Source organism: Pseudomonas sp. 8Z (assembly GCF_902506535.1).
GTDB lineage: Bacteria > Pseudomonadota > Gammaproteobacteria > Pseudomonadales > Pseudomonadaceae > Aquipseudomonas.
In genome coordinates this window covers 1285738-1306265 of sequence record NZ_LR733827.1, presented here as the reverse complement: position 1 = coordinate 1306265, position 20528 = coordinate 1285738, and the positions used below count along the sequence as shown (strand labels likewise).

Annotated in this window: 18 protein-coding genes; 9 read left to right on the top strand and 9 right to left on the bottom strand. The window is 61.5% G+C overall.

All coding sequences use genetic code 11. From position 1 onward, the window contains the following. Positions 1-5: 5 nt before the first annotated feature. The 4 genes from rhlB to AERO9A_RS18905 all read right to left on the bottom strand — a co-directional run bounded on the left by rhlB (position 6) and on the right by AERO9A_RS18905 (position 5295). Positions 6-1454, bottom strand: coding sequence for an ATP-dependent RNA helicase RhlB (gene rhlB / locus AERO9A_RS18920; RefSeq protein ID WP_159973457.1), 1449 nt, complete (start codon positions 1452-1454; stop codon positions 6-8). A gap of 105 nt (positions 1455-1559) precedes the next feature. Then, entirely contained in the window at positions 1560-2498 is a 939-nt protein-coding gene (locus tag AERO9A_RS18915; RefSeq protein WP_159973456.1) for a GGDEF domain-containing protein, read from the bottom strand. A gap of 187 nt (positions 2499-2685) precedes the next feature. After that, on the bottom strand, positions 2686-4587 hold the full coding sequence (locus AERO9A_RS18910) for an acyl-CoA synthetase (RefSeq protein ID WP_159973455.1): 1902 nt from the start codon (positions 4585-4587) through the stop codon (positions 2686-2688). A gap of 48 nt (positions 4588-4635) precedes the next feature. Continuing rightward, the gene (locus AERO9A_RS18905; protein WP_159973454.1) at positions 4636-5295 is read right to left on the bottom strand and encodes an alpha/beta hydrolase; all 660 of its coding nucleotides are present in this window, start codon (positions 5293-5295) and stop codon (positions 4636-4638) included. 472 nt (positions 5296-5767) lie between these two features. Here AERO9A_RS18905 and AERO9A_RS18900 point away from each other — a divergent pair, with 472 nt between their 5' ends. From AERO9A_RS18900 to AERO9A_RS18885, 4 genes are all read left to right on the top strand, one after another. Continuing rightward, the gene (locus AERO9A_RS18900) at positions 5768-6796 is read left to right on the top strand and encodes an amino acid ABC transporter substrate-binding protein (protein WP_159973453.1); all 1029 of its coding nucleotides are present in this window, start codon (positions 5768-5770) and stop codon (positions 6794-6796) included. Between the two features lie 67 nt (positions 6797-6863). Then, positions 6864-8042, top strand: coding sequence for an amino acid ABC transporter permease (locus AERO9A_RS18895; protein WP_159973452.1), 1179 nt, complete (start codon positions 6864-6866; stop codon positions 8040-8042). Positions 8043-8052: 10 nt separating this feature from the next. Beyond that, entirely contained in the window at positions 8053-9153 is a 1101-nt protein-coding gene (locus AERO9A_RS18890; RefSeq protein WP_159973451.1) for an amino acid ABC transporter permease, read from the top strand. 9 nt (positions 9154-9162) lie between these two features. Beyond that, a complete protein-coding gene (locus AERO9A_RS18885) occupies positions 9163-9927 on the top strand; it encodes an amino acid ABC transporter ATP-binding protein (RefSeq protein ID WP_159973450.1) in 765 nt (254 codons plus the stop codon). A 1030-nt stretch (positions 9928-10957) separates the two neighbouring features. On the opposite strand, the gene AERO9A_RS18880 is transcribed toward AERO9A_RS18885, so the two are convergent. Further along, positions 10958-11902, bottom strand: coding sequence for a GlxA family transcriptional regulator (locus AERO9A_RS18880; protein WP_159974104.1), 945 nt, complete (start codon positions 11900-11902; stop codon positions 10958-10960). Between the two features lie 148 nt (positions 11903-12050). Between AERO9A_RS18880 and AERO9A_RS18875 the strand changes: the two genes are divergently transcribed. The 4 genes from AERO9A_RS18875 (at position 12051) to AERO9A_RS18860 (ending at position 14614) form a co-directional block, all read left to right on the top strand. Beyond that, a complete protein-coding gene (locus tag AERO9A_RS18875; RefSeq protein ID WP_159973449.1) occupies positions 12051-12521 on the top strand; it encodes a nuclear transport factor 2 family protein in 471 nt (156 codons plus the stop codon). A gap of 99 nt (positions 12522-12620) precedes the next feature. Beyond that, positions 12621-13340: a phosphatidylcholine synthase gene (gene pcsA, locus AERO9A_RS18870; protein WP_159973448.1), complete on the top strand. Its 720-nt coding sequence runs from the start codon at positions 12621-12623 to the stop codon at positions 13338-13340. Continuing rightward, a complete protein-coding gene (locus AERO9A_RS18865; RefSeq protein ID WP_159973447.1) occupies positions 13337-13654 on the top strand; it encodes a GIY-YIG nuclease family protein in 318 nt (105 codons plus the stop codon). Before pcsA ends, AERO9A_RS18865 begins: the two co-directional genes overlap by 4 nt. A 27-nt stretch (positions 13655-13681) precedes the next feature. After that, a complete protein-coding gene (locus AERO9A_RS18860) occupies positions 13682-14614 on the top strand; it encodes a glutathione S-transferase family protein (protein WP_159973446.1) in 933 nt (310 codons plus the stop codon). 208 nt (positions 14615-14822) lie between these two features. On the opposite strand, the gene eutC is transcribed toward AERO9A_RS18860, so the two are convergent. The 3 genes from eutC to eat form a co-directional block, all read right to left on the bottom strand. After that, positions 14823-15632 carry an ethanolamine ammonia-lyase subunit EutC gene (eutC, locus tag AERO9A_RS18855; protein WP_159973445.1) on the bottom strand — a complete coding sequence of 270 codons (810 nt, stop codon included), beginning with the start codon at positions 15630-15632 and terminating at the stop codon, positions 14823-14825. A gap of 15 nt (positions 15633-15647) precedes the next feature. Next, positions 15648-17042, bottom strand: a complete 1395-nt coding sequence (locus AERO9A_RS18850; protein ID WP_159973444.1) for an ethanolamine ammonia-lyase subunit EutB — start codon at positions 17040-17042, stop codon at positions 15648-15650. Positions 17043-17120: 78 nt separating this feature from the next. Next, entirely contained in the window at positions 17121-18485 is a 1365-nt protein-coding gene (gene eat / locus AERO9A_RS18845; protein ID WP_159973443.1) for an ethanolamine permease, read from the bottom strand. Positions 18486-18918: 433 nt separating this feature from the next. On the opposite strand from eat, the gene AERO9A_RS18840 reads away from it, so the two are divergent. Next, positions 18919-19977, top strand: a complete 1059-nt coding sequence (locus AERO9A_RS18840) for an AraC family transcriptional regulator (protein ID WP_159973442.1) — start codon at positions 18919-18921, stop codon at positions 19975-19977. A gap of 27 nt (positions 19978-20004) precedes the next feature. Here AERO9A_RS18840 and AERO9A_RS18835 read toward each other — a convergent pair whose 3' ends face one another. Continuing rightward, complete coding sequence (locus tag AERO9A_RS18835; protein WP_159973441.1) at positions 20005-20325, bottom strand: glutaredoxin family protein; 321 nt, start codon at positions 20323-20325, stop codon at positions 20005-20007. Positions 20326-20528: the final 203 nt, after the last annotated feature.

Below are 20528 nucleotides of genomic sequence, written 5' to 3'. Positions count from 1 at the left end.
TGCGCTTAGTGCTTGCGCGGCACCGGCTTGAGCAACTCGTCCGGCGGCATTTCGCACTGAATCTTGCGGCCGATCAGCGCTTCGATGGGGGGCAGGGCGAAGGCATCGTCCTCGCCAGCGAAGCTGATCGAGGTGCCGCTGGTGCCGGCGCGGCCGGTACGACCGATGCGGTGCACGTAGTCGTCCGGGTCTTCCGGCAGGGTGAAGTTGATCACGTGGCTGATGGCATCGACGTGGATGCCGCGACCGGCTACGTCGGTGGCGACCATCACGCGGATCTTGCCCTCGCGGAAACCCTCCAGCGCGCGGATGCGCTTGTGCTGAGGGATATCACCGGACATCTGCACGGCGCTGATGCCATCGCGCGTCAGGCGCTCTTCGATACGACGTACTTCGTCCTTGCGGTTGGCGAAGACCATCACCCGTGTCCAGTCGTTCTGGCTGATCAGGTTGTACAGCAGCTTGTACTTGTCTGCCGAGGCCACGGCGTAGACGTGCTGTTCGACCGTGTCGCTGGCGACGTTCTCCGGCTCGATCTCGACGATGGCCGGGTTGACCGTCCATTGCTTGGCCAGGTTCATCACGTCATCGGTGAAGGTGGCGGAGAACAGCAGGGTCTGGCGGTCGCCCTTCATCGGTGTCTGGCGGATGATCTGGCGCACCTGCGGGATGAAGCCCATGTCGAGCATGCGGTCGGCTTCGTCGAGCACCATTACCTCGACCATGTCCAGGTGCACTTCACCGCGCTGGTTGAAGTCGAGCAGGCGGCCCGGCGTGGCCACGAGGATGTCGCAGAAACGCGATTCAAGCTGCTTGAGCTGCTTGTCGAAGTCCATGCCTCCGACGAACTGCATGACGTTGAGGCCGGTGTACTTGGTCAGCTCGGCGGCGTCCTTGGCGATCTGCACCACCAGTTCGCGGGTCGGCGCGATGATCAGCGCACGTGGCTCGCCCATATAGCGCTCTTTCGGCGCCGGGGTCTGCAGCAACTGGGTGATGATCGAGATGAGGAAGGCGGCGGTCTTGCCGGTGCCGGTCTGGGCGCGGCCGATGGCGTCCTGGCCTTTGAGGGTGTAGCCCAGTACGCCCGCCTGGATCGGTGTGCAGTAGGGGAAACCGAGGTCGTGGATGGCGTGCATCAGCTCGGGGGCGAGCTTGAAATCGTGAAAGCGCGTTTTGCCTTCGGCGGGCTCGACTACGAAGTCTTCCAGCTTCCAGGTCTCGACAGGCTTAGCTGGGCGCTCACGGCGCGGTTTGTCGGCCTTGGGCGGGCGGGGCTGTTGGGGAGCAGGCGCATCGCCAGTAGTTTCTTGGGCCTTGGCGGCCGGTTTGTTCTGACGGGGAGGCTTTTCGCCTGAGCCGCTGCTCTGGGCAGGGGCTGCTACGGGGGACGGCGCTGGTTGTGGCTGCTCGTCTTCGGCTTTGCCGAACATTTTCTTGAGTGCTTTGAGCACGGGCTTCTCATCGACTGGTTAAGGAGTGAACGCCCGCCAGTGTAATGCAAGACGCGGGCGTGGCGAAGTGCTTCGCTGGCGTCTGTCAAGGGGTGAGCTGTAGCGCTAGCCGCAAAGGCGGTTACGCCCCTGCTGCTTGGCTTGGTACAGCGCGGCATCGGCCCGTGCGATCAGCGCTTGCAGGCTGTCACTGTTTTGCATCTGGGTGAGGCCGAGGGAGATGGTCACCCCTGGCAAGACGCCGACTGGGGAGTAAAACGTGCTGATTTGCTCCAGGCTCTTGCGCAAGCGTTCGCCGATGCCTCGTGCTTCTTTGGCTGCCAGTTCCGGCAGGACGATGACGAACTCTTCGCCGCCGAAGCGCACCAGGCTGTCCTTGGGGCGCAGTTGGTTGCGCAGGGTATGAGCGACCAGGCACAGGGCATAGTCGCCGGCCAGATGACCATGCTGGTCGTTGTAGCGCTTGAAGTGGTCGACATCGAGCATCAGCAGTGACAGCGGTTGGCCGCTGAACGCGCAGCGGGCGTTTTCACGTGCGAATACATGCTCCAGCCAGCGTCGGTTGAAGCTGCCGGTCAGGGTGTCGACGTTGGCATGCTGCTCGCTGTCGAGGATCTGCCGATTGCCCTGGCGCACGCGTTCGCACAGCAACTCCAGCAGGTTTTGCATCATCTGCGGGGACTGATGGAAGAGTTCGATCAGCGATTCTCGGTGCAGGCGCAGTACCGTGGAGGGTTGCTCGGCGACGACGTAGGCGCTGGGGCGTTCGTTGTCGATAAAGCTGATTTCTCCGGCGCAATCACCGACTTCCAGGGTGCTGACCGCCTGGTTGTCGAGCGAGCCAAGGTAGACGCGTAGACGGCCACTGATCAGCAGATAAAGGTGTTGGTTGCGATTGAAGGGCGACAGTAGAACTTCGCTGGCCTCCAGATCGTAGGCGCGAAATTCCTTGAGTAACTGGTCCAGGTTATCCACTGCTACCTGATTGAACAGCCTCAGTTGCTTGATTTGCTGCAGGTCGACCTGCCAATGAGCCAGCTTCATTCAATCGTCTTGGGATTGGCGGGAGAGTGCTGCCCAGTGGCTGGGTGAACGCTCCCTGTTCTTGAAAGTAGATTCGACAGTATTCCCGGCCTTCTGGCGAGACAATGTTCGCCCGGCGGCTGGCCGACCAGTGGTTGTACTTTGTTTTCAGGATGTTAACTGGCGCGCGTCCTTGCGCCTTGCCAATTCATGCGGGGTGATGAATCCGGTGGCCGATGGCGTAACCGGACAAGCGCGTGGCAATGGCCTCGGCCAATGCCTGATCTGCGCGTGGCAGGTACACATGGGCCAGTTGCCCGGCTTTGTCATCGCTTTGCACCTCGACGCGTATCGCCTTATCGAGTTCGTGTAGAGCGGCCTGGTAGACGCGGGTGATGGCATCGAAGCGCAATGCCGGTTTGAAGGTCTTGCCCACTGCAGTCAGTGGAATGGCGTCGATGATCCAGGCGTCCTTGGGCACGGCGGCACGCTCGGGGATGTGCGCCGCGGCATGCTCAAGCAGTTCGGCCTCGCAGGTCTGGCTGCCCGGTTTGAGCTGCACATAGACCACGGGGAGTTCGCCGGCCTTTTCATCCGGTTTGCCCACGGCTGCGGCCAGTGCCACGTCTGGGTGTTTGTGCAGGGCCTCCTCGATCATCTGCGGGTCGATGTTATGCCCGCCACGGATGATCAGATCTTTACTGCGCCCGGTCAGCCAGATGTAGCCGTCGGCGTCCATGCGCCCCAGGTCACCGGTGTTGAACCAGTCACCGTCGACCCAGATACCTTTGTTTTTGCTGGTTTGCAGGTAGCCTTTGAACACGCTGGGGCCACGAATGCACAGGTTGCCGATTTCGTTGCGTTGGGCTTCACGCAGGTACTGCCCCTGTTCGTCGAGCACCTTGATGCTGACCTCGCAATAGGGGATTCGCATACCGATGGAGCCAGGGCGGCGTTCGCCCTCTGGTGGGTTGGCGCAACTGCCGCAGGTGCCTTCGGTGAGGCCGTAACCTTCGATCAGGGTTAGCCCGGTCTTGGCTTCGAACTGGCGGATCAGTTCCACCGGCATCGGTGCGGCGCCGCACAGTGCGTATTTCAGCGACGATAGATCGTAGCCTTCGCTGGGGATCTGCAGCAGGCCTGCATAGATGGTCGGCACGCCGCTGAAGAAGCTGACCTTGTGGCGCTCGATAATCTTCCAGAAGTTGCTGATCAGGGCGGTATTGCGATAGCCCTGTGGGGTCGCCAGCAACACTTCGGCGCCGCCGATAAAGGCCGTCAGGCCGGTGACGATGACACCGTTGACGTGAAACAGCGGCAGGCCACAGAGCGTCACGTCACCTACACCGAAGCGGGTGACCAGGTTCATGCTGTAGGCCATCGCCACTTCGTTGCCGTGGCTGTGCGGGGCGAGTTTCGGCGTGCCAGTGGTGCCGCCGGTATGGAAGTAGCTGGCGATGTCATCGGTGGCGATAACACGGCCGCTTTCTAAGTGGTCAGCCGGACAGGCAGCAATGGTTTCGTCAAAATCCAGCACGCCTTCGGGCAAGGCGCCGCGCTGGGCTTTGATTGCACTGCGCTGTGGCTCTGGCAGCAGGTTGGCCATGTCTACGCAGAGTATCGCCTTGAGCTCCGGCAACTGTTCGCGCAGGGCATCGACCTTGCCCCAGAGGTCGGTGCCGGGGAAAGGGGCGAGCGTCACCAGCAGATCGGAGTCTGCGGCGTGGATCAGCTCGGCGATGTGCTCGGGTTCGAGCAGGGGGTTGATCGCATTGACGATGCCTGCGGCTTCTCCGCCCCAGATGGTGAAGTGGGTTTGTGGCAGGTTGGGCAGTAGGAAGGACACCGCTTTGCCAGGGCGCAGGCCCAGACGGTGGAAGGCGTTGGCGGTCTGGATGATCTTGCCCAGCAACTCGCTGTAGCTCAGGGTCAGCGGCTGTTCTTCGCCGTTGCCCTGTAGCAGGAAAGACAGCGCCGGAGCATTGGGGTTGGCCTGCGCGGTTCGGCTAATCAGGTCAAAGGTGCTCGGCGGCAGATCACGCTCGGCGAGTGCTGTGCGCTCGATGGTTTCGATATCGTGCAGGGTGCGAATCAGGGGCGCTGTGTTCATCTTTCCTATTGCTCTCCATGCGATTGCAGGCCGTCGAAAACGACCTGTTTAGCGGGCCAGGCGTTCACTCAGCCAATCTGCGATGTCGCGAATCTCTTCCGTCACGACCTCGTGGGTCATGGGATAGTCGCGCCACTGTACCGGTACAGATTGGTTGTGCAGACGCTCAAATGCGGCGCGGCCCATGTCAGGGGTGACCACTTCGTCGAATTTGCCATGCAGGCACAGCACTGGCAGTTGTCTTTGTGTATCCGTCAGCGGCATTTCATCAGTAAAGGTAGGCGCATAGGTCGAAAGTGCCAGCACACCACCCAGTGCCTCACTATGGCGCAGGAAGGCGGTATGCAGCACCACGGCACCTCCCTGCGAAAAACCGGCCAACACGATGCGCTCGGCAGCGATGCCGCTCTCGCGTTCGGCTGCGATCAAGGCCAGCACCTGATCGGCGGACTCTTCCAGTTGGCTCTGATCGATGGCGCGGGCCGGGCTCATGGCGAGGATGTCGTACCAGCTCGGCATGCTCCAGCCGCCGTTAATAGTGACGGGGCGGGTCGGTGCCTGCGGCAGAATGAAGCGTGTGCTGGGCAAACGCTCCTGCAGCATTTCGGCAACCGGCAGGAAGTCATAGCGGTCGGCGCCCAGGCCGTGCAGCCAGATTACGCTGGCGTCGGCGGGGTGTGTAGGCTGCAGGATCATAGGTGCGGTCATTGGTAGCTCCAGTGTGGTGCGCGCGCTTTAAATTGGTGCGTTGACTTTCGCCAGGGTCGGCTAATCTATGAATAAGTTGTCGCAAGGGCGCAAGTTTTGCTCTTGACCCCCATTTAACAGGCACATTGCTAGCGCCTGGTACGGGGCTTGCTAAGACAGATCCAGACTGACGACGCGATGCGGTAACGGTAACACTCTGCCATTACCCATCGTGCAACAGGCAGGAATCTGCTGTGTGGGGTTCCTTACAAACCGCGAGGGCTTTGCGCCCGGCGGGTGACGATCCGTCTCTGGCCCGTTTAACCGACGGGCAGGGTGGGACAGTTGGCCAGCAGAGGGTAGCGCCAATTCGTCTTTCACCCGGCGTCCGAGCTTCTTGGCGATACCGTTGCTGCCAGCGGATCGCATGCCTCAAAAGGGTGGAGAAGCAGGGCGGAGACGCCAACACAACAAGAGCAACTGGAGGTTTTTGATGAAGATGGTGAAATCCACCCTGGCTGTATTGACTACCGCTGCCGTGCTTGGCGTCAGCAGTTTCGCCCAGGCAGGTGCCACTCTGGACGCCGTCCAGAAGAAAGGTTTTGTGCAGTGTGGCGTCAGTGACGGTCTGCCGGGCTTCTCGGTGCCGGACGAAAAGGGCAACTATCAGGGCATCGATGTGGACGTTTGCCGCGCTGTGGCGGCTGCCGTGTTCGGTGATGCGAGCAAGGTCAAATACAGCCCGCTGACTGCCAAGGAGCGCTTCACGGCCATCCAGTCGGGCGAAGTCGACATGCTGTCGCGTAACACCACCTGGACCAGCTCCCGCGATGGCGGCATGGGCCTGGTGTTCACCGGCGTGACTTACTACGACGGTATCGGCTTCCTGGTTAACAAGAAGCTGGGCGTTGCCAGTGCCAAGGAACTTGATGGCGCTACCATCTGCATCCAGGCCGGTACCACTACCGAGCTGAACGTCTCCGACTACTTCCGCGCCAACGGCCTGAAGTACACCCCCATCACCTTCGACACCTCCGACGAGAGCGCCAAGTCGCTGGAAGCCGGTCGTTGCGACGTGCTGACCTCTGACCAGTCCCAGCTCTATGCTCAGCGCATCAAGCTGGCCGCGCCGGATAACTGGGTTGTACTGCCGGAAGTGATCTCCAAGGAGCCTCTGGGCCCAGTCGTCCGCCGTGGCGACGAAGAGTGGTTCACCATCGTCAAGTGGACGCTGTTCGGCATGCTGAACTCCGAAGAGCTGGGCGTGACCTCGAAGAACGTCGAAACCCTGGCCAAGGAAACCAAGAACCCGGATATCGCCCGTATGCTGGGTGCTGACGGCGAATACGGCAAAGACCTCAAGCTGCCGAAAGACTGGCTGGTTCAAGTGGTCAAGCAGGTGGGTAACTACGGTGAGGTCTTCGACCGCAACGTCGGTGCTGGCAGTGAGCTGAAAATCGAGCGTGGCCTCAACGCTCTGTGGAACAAAGGTGGTCTGCACTACGCTCCGCCAGTGCGCTGATTGACCGACTGGTCGCCCGGCAGCCTCTGCCGGGCGATTTTCGTTCCGATATACCTGGGGCATTCCCATGCAGAAAAACATTGGCGCACCGCAAGGGTTTTCCCTTAGCGATCCACGTGTGCGTGCTTGGCTATTTCAGATCATCACCGTCGTGGCCGTGGTCTCGCTTGGCTGGTTCCTGTTCTACAACACCCAGACCAACTTGCAGCATCGCGGTATCACATCTGGTTTCGACTTCCTTGAGCGCAGTGCCGGTTTCGGTATCGCTCAGCACTTGATCAGTTACACGGAGGCAGACAGCTACGCACGCGTCTTCGTCATCGGGCTGCTCAATACCCTTCTGGTGTCTTTCATCGGCATCGTCCTGGCGACCATTCTGGGCTTTCTTATCGGCATCGCGCGGCTTTCGCCGAACTGGATGCTGAGCAAGCTGGCCACCGTTTATATCGAGGTCTTTCGCAACATCCCACCGTTGCTGCAAATTCTCTTCTGGTACTTCGCCGTGCTGCTGCCTTTGCCTGGGCCGCGTAGCAGCATCAACCTCAACGACGCCTTCTTTCTCAGCAACCGTGGCTTGAACATGCCTGCGGCGAGTGCTGCCGAAGGCTTCTGGCCCTTCGTGATCGGTCTGGTCATCACGCTGGTGGCCATCGTGCTGATGGTGCGCTGGGCCAACCGCCGCTTCGAGGCCACTGGCGTACCTTTCCACAAGTTCTGGGTCGGCCTGGCCATGGCGCTGGGTATTCCTACCTTGTTCGCGTTGGTATTCGGCAGCCCGCTGCATTGGGAGCTGCCGGAGCTCAAAGGCTTCAACTATGTTGGTGGCTGGGTGCTGATTCCTGAGCTGCTGGCGCTGACCATTGCGCTGACGGTCTACACCGCAGCCTTCATCGCCGAGAACGTGCGTTCGGGCATCAAGGCTGTCAGCTTTGGTCAGACCGAAGCGGCTCGCTCCTTGGGGCTCAGTAACGGGACGACGCTGCGCAAGGTGATCATTCCGCAATCGATGCGCGTGATTATTCCGCCGCTGACCAGCCAGTACCTGAACCTGGCGAAGAACTCGTCGCTGGCCGCTGGTATCGGTTACCCGGACATGGTGTCGCTGTTTGCCGGCACCGTGCTCAACCAGACCGGTCAGGCCATCGAAGTTATCGCCATCACCATGAGCGTTTACCTGGCAATCAGTATCAGCATCTCCCTGCTGATGAACTGGTACAACAAGCGCATTGCGCTGATCGAGCGGTGAGGGCCTGCGCATGAGCACTACGCATACTTTCAAACCGGATCTACCGCCACCGAGCACCAGCGTTGGTCCCGTGGCGTGGATACGTGACAACCTGTTCTCCAACTGGTTGAACACCCTGCTGACCTTCTTCGCCCTCTATCTGATCTGGCTGACCATTCCGCCCTTGCTGCAGTGGGCGGTTTTCGATGCCAACTGGGTGGGCAGCACCCGCGCCGATTGCACCAAGGAAGGCGCCTGCTGGGTATTTATCCAAACGCGCTTCAGCCAGTTCATGTACGGTTTCTACCCGAGCGAGCTGCGCTGGCGTGTTGATCTGACCGCCTTCCTGGCCATTATCGGGGCGGCGCCGCTGTTCATCAGCCGTTTCCCGCGCAAGGCCATCTATGGCATCGCGTTTTTGGTGATCTATCCGGTGCTGGCCTTCTGGCTGCTGCACGGTGGCTTCTTCGGTCTGCAAACCGTAGCTACCAGCCGCTGGGGCGGCCTGATGCTGACTCTGGTGATCGCTGCTGTCGGCATCGCCGGGGCTCTGCCGCTGGGTATCCTGCTGGCGCTGGGGCGTCGTTCCAACCTGCCGGCGGTGAAGGTGGTCTGCGTGACCTTCATCGAATTCTGGCGTGGGGTGCCGCTGATCACCGTACTGTTCATGTCCTCGGTGATGCTGCCGCTGTTCCTGCCTGAGGGCATGAGCTTCGACAAGCTGATGCGCGCGCTGATCGGGGTGATCCTGTTCCAGTCGGCCTATATCGCTGAAGTGGTACGCGGCGGCTTGCAGGCGATTCCGAAGGGCCAGTACGAAGCCGCTGGCGCGATGGGCCTGGGTTACTGGCGCATGATGGGCCTGGTGATCCTTCCGCAAGCGCTCAAGCTGGTGATTCCCGGCATCGTCAACACCTTCATCGCCCTGTTCAAGGACACCAGCTTGGTGATCATCATTGGCCTGTTCGACCTGCTCAACAGCGTCAAACAGGCGGCTGCCGACCCCGCATGGCTGGGTATGGCAACCGAGGGTTACGCGTTCGCTGCCCTGATTTTCTGGATTTTCTGTTTCGGCATGTCCCGCTACTCCATGCACCTGGAGCGCAAGCTGGATACCGGCCACAAGCGTTGAGGACCTAATATGAAAGAAGCAATCAAAGCCTCCGGCGCGGGTGAAGGCATCATCCAGCTCACCGGCGTGAACAAGTGGTACGGTCAGTTTCACGTGCTCAAGGACATCAACCTGAACGTGACCCAGGGCGAGCGTATCGTTCTGTGCGGCCCGTCGGGTTCGGGCAAGTCGACCACTATTCGCTGCATCAACCGCCTGGAAGAACACCAGCAGGGACGCATCGTGGTCGACGGTACCGAGTTGACCCGCGACCTGAAGAACATCGAGACCGTGCGCCGCGAAGTGGGCATGGTGTTCCAGCACTTCAACCTGTTCCCGCACCTGACCGTGCTGCAGAACTGCATCCTCGCCCCGATGTGGGTGCGCAAGATGCCCAAGCGTCAGGCTGAGGAAATCGCCATGCACTTCCTTGAGCGCGTGCGTATCCCTGAGCAAGCGCACAAGTATCCGGGCCAGCTTTCTGGTGGTCAGCAGCAGCGTGTGGCGATTGCCCGTGCGCTGTGCATGAAGCCGAAGATCATGCTGTTCGACGAACCGACCTCGGCGCTCGACCCGGAGATGGTGAAAGAGGTGCTCGACACCATGATCGGCCTGGCCGAAGACGGCATGACCATGCTCTGCGTGACCCACGAAATGGGCTTTGCCCGTACCGTGGCCAACCGGGTGATCTTCATGGACAAGGGTGAGATCGTCGAACAGGCTGAGCCTGATACCTTCTTCACCAACCCGCAGAACGAGCGCACCAAGCTGTTCCTCAGTCAGATCATTCATTGATTCTGTCTGCTGTGAAAAAGGGAGCCTTCGGGCTCCTTTTTTCTTGCTGGGAACTGGTTGATTGAGACTGGACTGGCAATACGGTGTTTCGGAGGCTTGTTCCGAATTGCCGCGTTTTTGCTGAAGTTTTTTGTTTCGCCCTCCCGGGCGAGTTACTTTGCGGGCAAAGTAACCAAGCCCTCCGCCCGTTCATCCGGCCCTGGCTACGCCAGGGTTCGTTACTCGCTTCGCTCGCCCTTCGGGCCAGCCTTCGGCTGTTACTTCGCTTCGCTACGTTTCACTCCATCGCCGCTCCAGAGGCCCGACCGGATGCGGCCCACCGACGGTGGGCCATCCCTGGCCCATCGCGGCTCTCGGCTTTGGCATCCTGCGTCGCTCTACCTCCTGCATCCATGCAGTCGTCGCGACATCCATGTCGCTCAACCTCTTCCACGACGATTCCGTTCGCCCTCCTGGGCGGGCTCTGCACGCGCCTGAAGCCGAGGTAAACCAGAAGTAGCTCGGAGTGTTTGAACATGAGGTCAGCTCTAGGCTGACCAAGATGTCGGCTGCAGGCTGGCAAGCTATCCAAGCGCGTGAAACTACGTGAATGAAAGTATTGGTTTAACTCGATAGTCAAATCGCGGCCCATAGCGACCAGAACACGCCGGGCATGCCCGGAACCAATGTAGGTTCAGGCGCGCTAACTTCCCCCTTCAGGAGGCCGAACGTAGGCATTGCGCAGGGGGCGAGCGGCATGGATGCCGCGAGAGGCTTAAAGGGCCAGGGATGGCCCTTGTAAGCCGACCCCGGAGCGATGCCGGAGTGAGGGAAGTCGAGCGAAGCGAGACCCGGATGGCGGGGGGCGTTTCTTTTGCTTACTTTTCTTTGCGCATTTCAAAGAAAAGTGAGTCGCCCGAGGGGGCGAAACAAGGAGTTTCTGAATACACCGAAGCGGCGTTCTGCACACCAACACAAGCCAACAAACCACGCACAAACTTGCCACTCCGGTATCACGACCGACTTCCCCTCAAACAGGCGATGAGCCTTTTCATCCGCTCCGTTGCATACGCTTGCGAAAGGCCCCCGGTGTCTCCCCACAGAGCTGCTTGAAGCGCTTGGCGAAGGTGGCGCGGTCGGCAAATCCGACAGCGCTGGCGATCTGCTCCAGGGATTGCCGCGAGCCAGCCAGTGCCTGCTGCGCCTGGCTGATACGCAGGCGTTGCAGGTAGTCGTTGGGCGTTAGCCCGGTGCCGGCCTTGAAACGGCGCAATAAGGTGCGAGGCGAACAATGCGCTTGTTGCGCCAGGCGCTCAAGATCGATGGCTTCGCCATGATGAGCGCGCAGCCAATGCAGCAAGGGCGTCAGTGGGCCTTCCTCGACTTCGGGTAACAGCGGCGCGAAGCGTGTTTGCAGGCCGCGCTGGCGCTCGACCACCAAGGCTGCTGCCACCTGGCGCGCCAGTGTTTCGCTGCTATGCAGGGCGATCAGGTGTAGGCACAGGTCCAGCCCGGCCTGGGCTCCGCCGGAGCAGAACAGGTGGCCATCTTCGGTGAGCAGTTGTTCGCTGTGCAGGCGCACTTGTGGATAGTGCTTGGCGAAGGTGTCGGCCAGGGCCCAGTGGGTGGTGGCGCGGCGTCCATCGAGCAGACCGGCCGCCGCCAGGAGAAAGGCGCTGCTGCACAGGCTGGCAATCTGCTGCTGACTGCGTTGTGCCAGCCAGGGCAGCAGCTCGGCGTTGGCCGCCAGGGTGCGGGCCACTGCACTGCCGGTGGCCGGCACAATTAGCAGATCGGCCTGCTCGGCCAGTTCCAGGCCACCATCTATCTGGATTTGTGCGAAGTCCAGTTGTACTGCCTGGCCATCCTGGCTGAAGCGCTGCAATTGAAAGGGCGCTGCGCCGCTCAGGCGGTTGGCCATGCTGAAGGCGTCCTGCGCCATGCTCAGGCTGGAGCAGACGGTTTGCGGGCAGATGTAGAGCGCAACGCGCAGCATGGCGAGCACCTGATCATGGGGTTGGCGATTATTGACATAAAGTTGTCCAGACAGCCAATCGCTTATGGCGCGATAGCAGAGCAGACTAGGCTGCATTCATGACCCGAGCGCGCCTTCGCTTTGGCGTGCAGACCGTAGGAGCATCCCCGTGAGCCATCCAAATGCCGACCTGATCACGCGTTTCTACAGCGCGTTCCAGCAACTCGATGCCGAAGCCATGGCCGCGTGCTATGCCACAGATGTGCGCTTTGCTGACCCGGTTTTCACCGATTTACGTGGGCGTGAGGCTGCGGATATGTGGCGCATGCTGTGCAGCCGCGCCGAAGACTTCTCGCTGACCTTCGATTCTGTGCAGGCAGACGATCATGTCGGCAGCGCGCGTTGGGTGGCGACTTACCGTTTCAGCGCGACCGGTCGTCAGGTGGTCAATCATATTCAGGCGCGATTTGCCTTCCATAACGGCCTGATTGTCGAGCATCGCGATCATTTCGATCTGTGGCGCTGGACGCGTCAGGCGCTTGGTAGCAAGGGCTGGCTGCTGGGGTGGGCGCCGCCAGTGCAGGGGGCCATTCGGCGACAGGCGGCACGGGGCTTGGCGCAGTTTCGTGCGAGCCGCTAAGGCAGGCGACTGAACGCAGTGGTAGGCTAGCCGGTCATAGCTTCCAATGAGGAGCGTGCACATGGGGTGCCGTCTCTCCACTGCCAATCGAGATTTACCGTGACCGAACTTATCGTAGCCGTAAAACAGGCCAAGGCCTGGGGCGTTCATGCTGTCACTGCCAGTGGCGTGATCCTCGCGTTGCTGGCGTTGCTAGCCGTCCTCGACGGTAACCCCAAGCAATGCCTGCTCTGGCTTGGCCTGGCTCTGCTGGTCGATGGCCTGGATGGTTCGCTGGCACGGCGTTATGACGTCAAGGGTGTGCTGCCTCATTTCGATGGCTCGACCCTCGATCTGGTGATTGATTACCTCACCTATGTGTTCATTCCGGCGATCTTCCTCTATCGCTTTATCCCGCTGCCGGATTACACCCCGCTGTTCGCCGTGGGGTTGATTCTGCTGTCCTCGCTGTTCTGCTTCTGCAACGTCAACATGAAGAGCCAGGACAACTACTTCGTTGGCTTCCCGGCGGCCTGGAACGTGGTGGTGCTGTACTTTTACATCCTCGACGTCCACCCGTGGGTCACGTTGGGCATGATCGTTCTGCTGGCAGCGCTGACGCTGACCAAGATGAAGTTCCTGCACCCGTTCCGCGTGCGTCAGTTCATGCCGCTGAACATTCTGGTGACTTTCGTGTGGATGCTTTCCAGTGCGTTGCTGATCCTGCAGTACCCGCACAACTCCGTCTGGTTGATGGGCTTATGGTTCGCCGCCACCGCTTATTTTGTCGGCATGTGCCTGTGGCGTTCGGCTCGTGAGTGGTTCCCGGCGCGCGGATGACGGCGGTACAAGGCAAGCCCTGGTTCGTGTATCTGGTGCGCGCCGCCAACGGCGCGTTGTACTGCGGTATCAGCGACGATCCGCAACGCCGTTTCGCTCAGCATCAGTCTGGTAAAGGTGCGCGCTTCTTCCACACCAGCCCGGCGCAGGCGCTGGCCTATGTCGAAGCCTGCGCGGGCAAGGGTGATGCACTGCGCCGTGAACGGGCGATCAAACGCCTGAGCAAGGCGGCGAAAGAGGCGCTTATTCTGGCCATTGATAGCGATGCATCAGCCCCAGGCGGTGTGCGCGTGCCGCTTGCCCCGTTAAGCTGAGCGCTTTGAAGCTACAGCGGAGCGCCCATGCACGAGCTTATCCTGCACCATTATCCAACCTCGCCTTTCGCTGAGAAGGCCCGTTTGCTGCTGGGCTTCAAGCAACTGTCCTGGCGCTCGGTGACAATCCCGCTGATGATGCCCAAGCCCGACCTCATCGCGTTGACGGGCGGCTACCGTAAAACTCCGGTGCTGCAGGTGGGGGCCGATATTTATTGCGATACGGCCTTGATCGCACGCCGTTTGGAGGCGGAGAAAGCGAGCCCGACTTTTTACCCTGAGACGCAGGCGTTCAATGTCGCCACTTTCGCCCAATGGGCCGACTCGGTGGTGTTCCAACATGTGGTTGCGCTGGTCTTCGCGCCGGAGTCCATGGCGGTACGTTTCGCCAAGGTGCCGCCGGAGGTCGCCAAAGCATTCGCGGCAGATCGAGCAGCGCTGTTCTCCGGTGGCGCGGCCAGTCGTTTGCCGCTGGAGCAGGCTCGCCATCAATGGCCGGCACTGATGGGGCGCTTGCAGCAACAATTGCAGCGTGGTGGCGATTTTCTCTTTAGTGAGGCGAGTGTCGCCGACATTGCCTTGGCGCATCCGCTGTGGTTCTTGCGCAGCACGCCGGTAACCGCGCCGTTGGTGGATGATTACCCGCAAGTCGCGGCCTGGCTGGCGCGGGTGCTGGCTTTCGGGCATGGCTCGGCGAGCGAGATGAGTAGCGAGCAGGCTATCGCCGTGGCGCATGCGGCGACTCCGGCAGCCTTGCCGGATGAAACCTTCGTCGATCCCAACGGTTTCCAGCCTGGCCAGGCAGTACGCATCGCGGCGGTCGACTATGGCGTCGATCCGGTGGAAGGTGAGTTGTTGTTCGCCGGGCGTGAGGAACTGATTCTGCGCCGTGAGGATCAGCGTGGCGGTACTGTGCATGTGCACTTCCCGCGGTTGGGCTTTCGTATCGAGGCGCGTTGATCGGTCGTAAAGATCGCGGCTAAAGCCCCTCCTACAAAAGCCGTTTTCACCGCGCCCCGCTCGCAGGTTTATGACCAGTGGGAGGGGCTTTAGCCGCGACGGAGGCGGATGATACGTCGTCCATCCTGCGGCGATTTTAGCGGGTGGATGACGCTCTTCTCATCCACCGCTGCCCTCGCCGATTGGAGGCGTCATCTACCTGGCGGCCTCAACGCTTGTCCGGCAGCAGGAAATTCCCCGGCCCGGCGTTTTCCAGCGTTGGCACTTCGGCTTCGTCCTTGAGGTCGACCCCGGACAACTGCCGACGACAGGCCTCGCGCATCAGATACATCAGGCGGAAGGTGGCCATGCCGTAGCTCAGGCCTTCCAGGCGCACGTTGGAGATGCAGTTGCGGTAGGCGTCGTTGAGGCCGACTTTTGGCCCGTAGGTGAAGTACAGACCGAGGCTGTCCGGCGAGCTGAGACCGGGGCGTTCGCCAATCAGGATCACCGTCATCTTCGCGCCCAGGCGCTGCCCCACTTCGTCCGCCACCGCCACCCGACCCTGTTCCACCAGGGTGATGGGTGCCAATGACCAACCTTCTGCCTGCACCTGCTCCAGCAGACGTTCGAGAAACGGCAGGCTGTGCTTTTGTACGGCCAGGGATGACAAGCCGTCGGCAATGACGATGGCCAGGTCGTAGCCGCCTTGGTGCTCTTGGGCATAGGCGTCGAGCTGGCGGGCTGAGTCCTCATGCAGACGCCTGCCCAGATCCGGGCGCTGCAGGTAGGTGTGGCGGTCGGCAGCGGCGCTGTGTAGTAGCAGTGTTGGCAACTGACGCTCGTGCAGTGCCTCGCGCAGGGCTCCGTGATCGAATGGCAGGTGCACGGCGTCGCGCGCCTGGGCGTGGGCGAACTGGAAATCCAACTGGGCACTGGTCGGCAGGCTGGTGCCGGCGCGGCCCAGGGCGATGCGCGCGGGGGTCAGTTGACGCAGTTGCTGCCAGGGGTTGGCGGTGGCGGGGGACTTCTCGCTCATGACGTGCTCCGATTATCAGGCCAACTGTGCCAGGGCTTTGCGGAACGCCGGTGGCAGCTCATCGCCCATGCGCAGTTGCCCGCCCTGTTGCTGGAAGATGCCCATGCGCGCCAGCCAGGCCTCGAACTCCGGCGCGGCGTGCAGGCCGAGCACCTTGCGTGCGTAGAGCGCATCGTGGAACGAGGTGGTCTGGTAGTTGAGCATCACGTCGTCGGAGCCGGGAATGCCCATGATGAAGTTGATGCCGGCCGCGCCGAGTAGGGTCAGCAGGGTGTCCATGTCGTCCTGGTCGGCTTCGGCATGGTTGGTGTAGCAGATGTCGCAGCCCATCGGCACGCCGAGCAGCTTGCCGCAGAAGTGGTCTTCCAATCCGGCGCGGATGATCTGCTTGCCGTTGTACAGGTACTCGGGGCCGATGAAGCCGACCACGGTGTTGACCAGAAACGGGTTGAAATGCCGGGCCACGGCGTAGGCGCGGGTTTCACAGGTCTGCTGGTCGACGCCATGGTTGGCGTTGGCCGACAGCGCGCTGCCCTGGCCGGTTTCGAAGTACATCAGGTTGTTGCCGAGCGTGCCGCGCTTGAGGCTCAGGCCAGCCTCGTAACCTTCCTGCAGCACCTTGAGGCTGACGCCGAAGCTGGCGTTGGCCGCCTCGGTACCGGCGATGGACTGGAACACCAGATCCAGCGGCGCGCCACGTTCGATGGCGGCAATCGAGCTGGTCACATGGGTCAGTACGCATGACTGGGTGGGGATCTCGTAGCGCTGGATCACCGCATCGAGCATTTCCAGCAGGGTGCACACCGCGCTCATGCTGTCGGTGGCCGGGTTAATGCCGATCATGGCATCGCCGTTGCCGTAGAGCAGGCCGTCGACCACGCTGGCGGCGATGCCGGCTGGGTCGTCGGTGGGATGGTTGGGTTGCAGGCGGGTGGACATGCGCCCGCGCAGCCCCTGGGTATTGCGAAAGCGAGTGACCACGCGGGTCTTCTGCGCCACCAGAACCAGATCCTGAATCCGCATGATTTTCGATACTGCCGCGACCATCTCCGGCGTCAGTCCAGGCGCCAGGGCCTTGAGGCTGGCTTCGTTGGCGGCGTCGCTGAGCAGCCAGTCGCGAAAGCTGCCCACGGTCAGGTGGCTGACCGGGGCGAAGGCGGCGGCATCATGAGTGTCGATAATCAGGCGGGTGACTTCGTCACTCTCGTAGGGAATCAGCGCCTCCTGCAAAAAGTGCTTGAGCGGCACCTCGGCCAGGGCCATCTGCGCGGCGGCGCGCTCGGCGTCGCTGCTGGCGGCGACACCGGCCAGGTAATCGCCAGAGCGGGCGGGCGTGGCCTTGGCCATCAGCTCGCGCAGGGTGTCGAAGCGCCAGGTCTGTAGCCCGACGCTGTGAGTGAATCCGGCCATCGGCTGACTCCTCGTGCAGCTATTAAAAATACGGCGCCGGGCATGGCGACTGCACGCCATGCCCGGCTGGTCAGAGTATCAGGTCGGGTTGGCCAGCGAGGCCGCTGCGGCCTCACGCTGTTCGGCGGTGCACAGGAAGTACACATAACCAATGGCCATCAGCCCCAGGAAAATCAGCGCCAGTACACCGTTGAACCAGATCATCGCAACCAGGCACAGCACCGCGATGGCCAGGGCGATGGCAGGCACCACCGGGTAGCCGGGCGCGCGGAAGCTGCGGGCCAGGTTCGGCTCGCTGCGACGCAGCTTGAACAGGCTGAGCATGCTCATGATGTACATGACGATGGCGCCGAACACGGCCATGGTGATCATCGCGGCAGTCAGGCTCATGCCTTGCAGGTTGATCACGCCGTCGCTGAATACTGCGGCGATGCCGACCACACCACCGGCGATGATCGCGCGATGCGGCGTCTGGAAACGGTTGAGCTTGGCCAGGCCCTTGGGCAGGTAACCGGCGCGGGCGAGGGCGAAGAACTGGCGCGAGTAGCCGAGGATGATGCCGTGGAAGCTGGCCACCAGGCCGAACAGGCCGATCCACACCAGCATGTGCATCCAGTTCGAGTCGCTGCCGACCACAGCTTTCATGGCTTGCGGCAGTGGGTCGTTGATGTTCGACAGCTCCTTCCAGTTGCCCACACCACCGGCGAAGATCATCACGCCGAGCGCCAGGGTTACTAAGGTCAGGATGCCGGCGATGTAGGCTCGGGGAATGGTGCGCTTGGGATCCTTGGCTTCCTCGGCGGCCATGGCGGCGCCTTCGATCGCCAGGAAAAACCAGATGGCGAACGGGATGGCGGCGAAGATGCCGGACACCGCTGCGCTGTCGAAGACGTTGCTACCGGCCCAGCCATCGAGCACGAAGTTGCTGAAGCTGAAGCCCGGTGCGACCACACCCATGAACACCAGCAGCTCGGCTACTGCCAGCACGGTGACTACCAGTTCGAAGGTGGCGGCGATGCTCACTCCAAGGATGTTCAGGCCCATGAAGATGATGTAAGCCCCGACCGCCGCAAGCTTGGGATCGAGCCCCGGATACTGCACGTTGAGATACGAGCCGATGGCCATGGCGATCGCCGGTGGCGCGAAGACGAACTCGATCAACGTGGCCAGCCCGGCGATGATCCCGCCGGTGGGGCCGAAGGCGCGCAGGCTGTAAGCGAACGGGCCGCCCGCATGAGGAATGGCGGTGGTCAGCTCGGTGAAGCTGAAGATGAAGCAGGTGTACATCACCGCCACCAGCAGTGTGGTGACGAGAAAGCCCAGCGTACCGGCCACGCCCCAGCCGTAACTCCAGCCGAAGTATTCCCCGGAAATCACCAGGCCCACGGCGATCCCCCACAAATGCAGGGTCCCCAGAGTCGGTTTCAGTTGTGATGCGGTCATCAATGCGCCCTCGAAGTGGAAACGGCAGTGCGTCAAGCCAATGTGTAAATCGAGAGTAACCAGACGTAACCGGTCTGACTTGACCTGGCAACACGTCGATTGCTCTGCAGGGTCAAGTCGGACTGTTGCCCCAAATGCGAGCCACTGGCGCACCAAAATACTGCTTTGAGCTGCATCGTCCATGTCGCCAAGCCCCGTCAGGCCGACGCATGGCCGTTAAATGGCCGCTGTGATGGGCCGTGTGCCCTGTGTCAGTGCACATAAAAAATACGCTCTGTGGCTGATGCGAAGGCCGTGCCGCAACACCTGTAGCCTGTGGCCAAATCTGCGGCGCTCTGATGAGCGAGTCAGTGGAGTGGTCGTCGCCAGACACGAGGGATGCAAGGCACAGGATTTGCTTTACCCCTGGCAATCTCGCAGCGGTTGTTACGCAATGTTTCACGCCACCCGTTTCGCCAGCCCCGTTCCCGACCTGCTCAGTGCCAGCGGCAACCTGGGCGTGCTCTCGGCTGCTGCCAGCGGTTTGGACGGCTTCATCAGTCGACACGGCGGTGACGTCGACCGGATCTTCGGGGTGTCTGGTATCGACCCCGAACTGATGCGCCACCCGACTCTGAGCCTGGGCCTGGGCAGTTACTGCCGAGTGTTGGAGGAGGCGGCTGCACAATCGGGCTGTGACAACTTCGGGCTGTACTACGGCCAGCAATTTCGTCCGCAGGCGCTGGGGCTGCTCGGTTATATCGGGCTGTGCTCGGCAACGCTGGAAGAGGCGCTGCGCAATTTCGCCGGGGCGTTCCCGTTGCACCAGCACGACACCCTGATCCGTCTGGTGGATGCTGGCGAGTGTTACCGCTTCGATTATCGCGTCGAGCATGCGGCGATTATTGGCAAGCGCCAGGACGCCGAGTTGACCATGGGCATGTTGCTCAACCTGATGCGCCATCAGCTTGGGCCGCACTGGGCGCCGCGTGCGGTTTACTTCGAGCACGCTCGCCCTGATGCTTGGCAGGAACACCAGCGTCTGTTCGATGCGCCGGTACAGTTCAACCAGCCCTGCAACGCCATGCTGATTCCCAAGCGTGACCTGGTCGGCCAGGTGATGACCGATGCCGACCCGATGTTACTGATGGTGATGCAGGACGCCATTCGCCGCCTCGGTGCACAGCGCCTGCAGATTCGCGACGTGGTCGAGCAGGCGCGTGGTCTGGTGCACGCCGCCCTGCTGGAGGGCGAGCCGAGCCTGGAGGCGATTGCTGTGGCGCTGGATCTGAGCGGCGCCACATTGCAGCGCCGCTTGCGTGAGCAGGGGTTGAGTTTCTCCGGCTTGGTCGATGATGTGCGCCGAGAATTGGCGCTGCATTACCTGCGGCAGAAGCTATCTATTACCGAGCTGGCGCCGTTGCTGGGCTACTCGGAAACCAGCGCCTTCTCGCGCGCCTTCCGCCGCTGGTTCGGCGTCAGCCCTCGGCAGTGGCGGCGCGACGAGGTTTAGCCGCTCGCCTCGTATGCCGGGGCGTCGTCAGTAAGCCGCGCGAATCGCTGTCGGGTTGTAGCCTTGGATGATCTGGCCGCGCATGTCCAGCACTGGGATGCCACGCCCACCGATGGCATCGTACTGGCGCCGACCAACGGCATCGTTCTCGATATCCACTTCGCGATAGGCGATGCCGTCACTCTGCAGCAGCTCGCGGGTCTTGGCGCAGTAGCCACACCAACTGGTGGCATAGAGGACGATCTCGCCGCTGGCGCTGCTGGCTTGTGGTGGGTTCAGCCAGCGGTCGATCTTGCCCCAGTTCTGCCACAGAGCCAGGGCGGCGAGCAGCAGCATAATCGTCTTCATGGTTGCGCGTCCTTGAGTGATAGCGCGGTCATGTCAGCGTAAACCGCGCCAGGCCAAGTCGCCATATCCGCCCGTAGGGTGGGCTTTAGCCCACCAAAAACGATCTCTGCCTCGTAAGGAAAGCCGGGCACCCTCTTCGGTGGGCTAAAGCCCACCCTACAAGAACAAAGCGGATCGCCCGGCCTACCCTACAACAACAGGCA